This is a genomic window from Bacillus sp. FG16, assembly GCF_057809515.1.
Genome location: NZ_JBMDKC010000381.1, coordinates 1 through 362 on the forward strand (window position 1 = coordinate 1; position 362 = coordinate 362).

General features: G+C 42.3%; 1 protein-coding gene. It reads right to left on the bottom strand.

All coding sequences use genetic code 11. From position 1 onward, the window contains the following. On the bottom strand, positions 1–362 hold a 362-nt coding region (terL, locus tag ACODS7_RS32845), incomplete at both ends, for a phage terminase large subunit (protein ID WP_488828759.1).

Sequence of the window (362 nt, forward strand, 5' to 3'; positions counted from 1 at the left end):
TCAATATACGGTGAAACTGCATTCACACGTGCAACTTTCCCGCCTTGTGGATTCATTGGAATCATACCGCCTATTTCATTCTTTAACATCGAAATAATCGCTGGTCCATTCGCCTTATCCTCCACTAATTTAGCGTGTGCTTTCGGATGTTTCCTCACCATATTACGTATGGCTTGTAATGTAGTTGGGAAGTTCATACGTGCCTTGAGATTATCGATTAAATACATATCCGCCCCATTCTTCCCCCACACCTGAATACACACAAAGTCACTGTCTGCTTCATCCTTAAATGTTGCATCGATACTCATAATCGTATGAACCATCTTCGGCAGCGTATCATAATATTGCCACCACGCACGTTT